The organism is uncultured Rhodospira sp. (assembly GCF_937138205.1).
Lineage (GTDB): Bacteria > Pseudomonadota > Alphaproteobacteria > Rhodospirillales > Rhodospirillaceae > Rhodospira.
Genome location: NZ_CAKZOT010000088.1, coordinates 1 through 3,757, shown reverse-complemented (window position 1 = coordinate 3,757; position 3,757 = coordinate 1). Strand labels below are relative to the sequence as shown.

Annotated in this window: 3 protein-coding genes; 1 reads left to right on the top strand and 2 read right to left on the bottom strand. The window is 61.9% G+C overall.

Translation table 11 applies throughout. The annotated features are described in order from the left end of the window. Window positions 1-381: hypothetical protein (locus tag Q0309_RS12400; RefSeq protein WP_299441331.1), on the top strand; the 381-nt coding region annotated here is incomplete at its 5' end. Window positions 382-715: 334 nt separating this feature from the next. On the opposite strand, the gene Q0309_RS12395 is transcribed toward Q0309_RS12400, so the two are convergent. Both Q0309_RS12395 and Q0309_RS12390 read right to left on the bottom strand, forming a co-directional pair. Further along, the gene (locus Q0309_RS12395; RefSeq protein WP_299441328.1) at window positions 716-1,804 is read right to left on the bottom strand and encodes a TRAP transporter substrate-binding protein; all 1,089 of its coding nucleotides are present in this window, start codon (window positions 1,802-1,804) and stop codon (window positions 716-718) included. Between the two features lie 609 nt (window positions 1,805-2,413). After that, window positions 2,414-3,058, bottom strand: a complete 645-nt coding sequence (locus Q0309_RS12390; protein WP_299441325.1) for a VPLPA-CTERM sorting domain-containing protein — start codon at window positions 3,056-3,058, stop codon at window positions 2,414-2,416. Window positions 3,059-3,757: the final 699 nt, after the last annotated feature.

Genomic DNA, 3,757 nt, shown 5'->3' with positions numbered 1-3,757 from the left:
TTTCGGGCCACCTGTCACCACATTATGCGGTCCCGGACTCAAAGGGATAAGCCTTTTGCTGTTTTATTCGGATTCCTTTCGATGCTTCCAGAACGCATACAGAGAGAAAGCACTGCGGCAGACACGGAACAATCAAGCTCCTTTATTTTTTATATCCGGACACTGATAGAAAAACATCCAGATAAAACATTTTTAATCCTCCTTTTAGTAGTAGTTTCCGTGCTTGTGCTGCGTTCAGGAATGCTTTTTAAGTCGTCTTTCGTCAAAAAAATAACTCGTCTGAACCTTACGGATAGGTACATGTACATTGCCGGTTTTTGCACTTTTCTTGCAATACTATCTTCTTTCTTTGCTCTACTGGCATTGCGAGCTGTTTTTTAGAGCCCATCTGGAAAGTCTCCAAGACCGCAATATTTTGTGAGCCGGCCCCAGAACTTGCACCGTCCGTGGTGCCCACAAGGGCTTTCCGGACAGACACATAGAGACAGCATAAAACGTACTTTCTTCTTTTCAACGTCCCCAGTTTTTCGCCTTGACCTTCGGCCGACCGATCTCATCTTGCTGCGGCTCGTCAGCCTCCCATCACGACCATTCCCCCCGCACTCCAACGCCGAGCCTCACCATTTTTTCGTTCACGGCCACCGCTGCGCTCGCCTTTGAAGCGAACGCCCCATTCCAGCGCCTGACGAACCGCCAAAAACAGCGTCAGCCCCTCCTACTCCGCCCCCGCCGCGCCGGCGGCCTCGGCTTCCGCCTCGGTGTGGCGGGCGACGGCGGCCTTGGCGGCGGCCAACAGGGCGGCAGCGTCGATCCCGCGCGCGGTGGCATCCTCGACCCAGCGGTCCTCGACCGCCTGGAAGGCCGCCAGGAACCGCGCGGTCTCCGCCTCGGACACCGTGATCAGGTCGTTGCCGTTCTCCGCCGCCATGTCCATGACGCGCGGCTCCACCGCGTCCCAGATCTCGCCCGCCTCGCGGGCCAGCTCCGGACCCGTGTGGGCATCCAGGAGAGCGCGCAGGTCGTCCGGCAGGCTTTCATAGCGGTCCTTGTTCATGGCCAGCAGGAAGGTGGTGGTGCCGAAGCGGCGCCCGCCCGCCAGTTCGGTGTGGTGCTGGGCGATGTCGATCACCCGCAGCGGCAGGGCCACCTCGAACGGGATGAAGGCCCCGTCCAGCACCCCGCGCGACAGCGCCTGCGGCACCTCGGGCACCGGCATTCCCACCGGCTCGGCGTCCATGGCCTCGATCATCCAGGTGCCGGTGCGCGACGGCACCCGCAGCTTCAGGCCCTGGGCATCCTCCAGCGTGCGCACGGGAACGGTGGTGGTGTGCAACGCCTGCCCGGAGTGAACATGGACCAACAGCGGGTGAACATCCTCGAAGTCCTGCGCCAGATAGTCGTCCATCAGGTCCTGAATGGCCAGGTTGGTGATCACCGCGCTGCCGCCGTGCACGCTGGGCAGGTCGAACACCTCGGCGTGCGGGAACACGCCCGGCGTGTACCCCAGCACGGTCCAGATGATGTCCGCCACGCCGTCGCGCGCCTGCTGGTACAGCTCCGGCGGCGCGCCCCCCATGGTCATGCTGGGGAAGAACTCGAAGGCGATGCGGCCGTCGGACTCGGCCTCGATGCGCTCGGCCCACGGTTCCAGGAACCTGGCCTGGTTGGTGGCCTTGGCGCTGAGGAAGTGGTGGACGGTGAGCGTCACCTCCTGCGCGGCAACGGGGGCGGCGGCCGGCGCGACGGTCAGGGCGGCGGCGGTCAGGACGGCGGCCGCGAGCGTGGCCTTGCGGGGCTGGAACATGGCGGATCCCTCGGCGCTGGAGCGGGGTCGGAACGCGCGCATCCTACAGGATCGGCGCCTTTCGGCAACAGCGCCGGCTTTCGCAGGGCATCCGTTCGGGACTGACAGCCCGGCAGCGGCCAGCCGACGAATGGGGGTCGTTACTGCCAGTCTGCTATTGTCGTGACTCGTCAGGACAAAGCACGACGCCGCTTCGCGGCGCCCGGTCTCATTCGTCGGCCAGGATTTCCCATGCCTCCGCTCTATACTGTTATTGACGGACCCATTTGCTCAGCCAGCCCTCGCCGGGCGAAATCGCAACGGCCTCCAATGGCACATGATGCACCCCACTCCGGATGGGCCTGAATGCTGCAGTTGGGCACGCGGGCTTTGTGTGCCTTGGCGTTTGGCGCAACGCCCGGGTGCGGTGGTGCGTGCCAGGTGTTCGATTGCCCTTAACCCGCCATGCCCCGATCACGCGCACAACCCCAAAAATCCGGGATGAGCCGGCTTGAACCACCGGGACAAAAACACCGCCCCCATGACATCCCTTTCGGCATCCCACGGGGGCGGTTCGCATCACTCGACCTGCTCAAGGACTTCGGCCCCGGAGCGGCCTCCGGCTCACGGTCAGGCGGTCCCGAATTGCTCCCGACGCAGCCAGCGAGTGCCGACCAACCCGCCCAGGGCCGTCAGCATGAACCACGCGGCGGCGGGGAGGGGCACAGCCGATACGCTGGCCATGACCTGTTCCTCAACATTCTTCACCCACGGGTTGCCGGACCAGTTGTGGAAATTCGTGACTTCGAACGAAAGCTGCAGCACGAAATTCGGGCTCAGACCCAACGGATCCAGCGTGATGGTTCCGTCGCCGCCGGTGTTGAACGCGACCCCGTCATCGGTCGACTTCGTGAATGTGGTCGCATTGCCGCCATCGGGCGTCACGACGACCTGCTCGAGAAAGTTGCTCGGGTCTTCCACGCCATCGAGGTCGAGGTCGGTGAACGTCAACTCGATGACACCAGCGCCGCCAGCGAAGCCGGTGAAATCAAAGTACATGTCCAGCGTTCCGTTGGGCACCAGATTGCTTTCACGGATGGTCGTCGCCGACGTGCCGAAGCCGTCGCACCCGTACGTGCCGTTGCTGCCGTCAATGGGGATGAAAAAACCGACGGTGTCGCCACTGGTCTTCGGGCTGAACGCGCCCGGCGCGCATTGGCCATTGTCCGTAACGGTGCCGGTCAATGCCGCGTTTGCGTTCGGCGCGGTCGCCATGACAGCGACCGAAACCGCGCCAACCATTGCCAGAGAAGTCCAAAATTTCATTATTCGCCCCCGTGTCTTGGACGGACCCAAACTAAGGCGTGAGGCCGTCTTTGTGATCGGTCCGAGCCACGCACAACTGCGTCACCCGCCGAGAAGACCGCAGCGATCCTCATAGAACCCGTGTACACATCATTCGTCGCAAATCCAATCCACCGGATGGTGGACTAACCATCTGGTGGAGCGAACCCGTTTTAAGGGAGGTTCGGGGTAATATCTCCCGCTTTGATGCGCGGTCCGCGAATTGCGACGGGACCGGTCTTGCGACCCCGGCATTCGCACGGATCTGGCGCGCCGACCCGCGCCGGGACGCCCTGGTTTCGACCGTCCAATCGTTCACACGGGACCGCCTTCGCCATTGTGATCGCGTCGGCGATGGTTTTGGTTGAGCTTGTATCGTTTATGTTTGTTTGGATTGTAGCTTCAATCCACGTTCCCGGCGCGCTTCAGGCGCGCTTGTCGAAGCTCTCGGTGCGCGGCTGGTAGAGATGCCGGAGATCAAGCACGTCGTCACCCATGCCAATGGTGTACACGGTGACCTACAGGCTTGTCGCTAACGCGGCGAATTATGTCGGAAAAACAAAGAATTAGAAGATTTGGCGTCCCCTAGGGGATGGGATTCGATAAGAGCCTAACTGACTGACTTCACAG